The following is a 1055-nucleotide window of genomic DNA, read 5'->3' as shown; positions in this document are numbered from 1 at the left end:
ACAGAGGAAGAGTTGGAACTCATTCGTGATAATACGGTGGACTTCCTTGGTGTGAACTACTATCAACCTTTGCGTGTTATGGCTCCTCGATTTGCTAAGCATCCAGATAGTCCACTCTTACCAGAACATTTTTACGAGCCTTATGTGATGCCTGGACGTAAAATCAATTCTCACCGTGGTTGGGAGATTTATGAGCAAGGGATTTATGACATCGCCCAAAATATCAAGGAAAATTATGGCAATATTGAATGGATGTTGACTGAGAATGGTATGGGTGTTGAAGGGGAAGAAAAATTCCGTCAAGATGGAATGATTCAAGATGATTACCGTATTGACTTTGTAAAAGGTCATCTTCGTGAACTTCACCGTGCCATTGAAGATGGTGCCAACTGTAAGGGCTACTTGATTTGGACCTTTATTGACTGCTGGTCATGGCTCAACAGCTATAAAAATCGCTATGGTTTGGTCGAATTAGATTTGGAAACGCAAGAACGTCGTCTGAAGAAATCAGGCCACTGGTTCAAAGAATTAAGCGATAATAATGGATTTTAAAAAGGACTCTGACTGATTATCCCAATCGGTCAGAGTTTTTTGCTTACAGGAGCTTAATTTGAACTATACCAATTTTTACTCTTGACAAGTGAAAGAAACAAGTATATACTGTTTTTGCTGATTCTATAAAAGATGAATTAGACTATACCAATTTTAAGGAGAAAGCACAGCTTGCCTGTGTCGTATATACTATGTGTGGAATTGTTGGTGTTGTTGGAAACACAAATGCAACTGATATTTTGATTCAAGGGCTTGAAAAGCTTGAATACCGTGGCTATGATTCTGCGGGAATTTTTGTCCTAGATGGTGCTGATAACCATTTGGTGAAGGCTGTTGGTCGTATCGCAGAATTGTCTGCCAAGACAGCTGGTGTTGAGGGAACAACTGGTATCGGACATACTCGTTGGGCAACTCATGGGAAACCAACGGAAGACAATGCTCACCCACACCGCTCTGAGACAGAACGTTTTGTCTTGGTTCACAATGGGGTGATTGAAAACTAC

Annotated in this window: 2 pseudogenes; both read left to right on the top strand. The window is 40.8% G+C overall.

Annotated elements, in window-relative coordinates:
* A pseudogene (bglA, locus tag DCM90_RS09740) lies at nucleotides 1–552 on the top strand (6-phospho-beta-glucosidase); the annotation flags it as partial.
* A gap of 191 nt (nucleotides 553–743) precedes the next feature.
* Nucleotides 744–1055, top strand: a pseudogene (locus DCM90_RS09735) (class II glutamine amidotransferase); the annotation flags it as partial.

Origin of the sequence: Levilactobacillus bambusae (genome assembly GCF_003124125.1) — a bacterium.
Taxonomy (GTDB): Bacteria; Bacillota; Bacilli; order Lactobacillales; family Lactobacillaceae; genus Levilactobacillus; species Levilactobacillus bambusae.
This window is presented reverse-complemented; position numbering and strand designations above follow the sequence as displayed.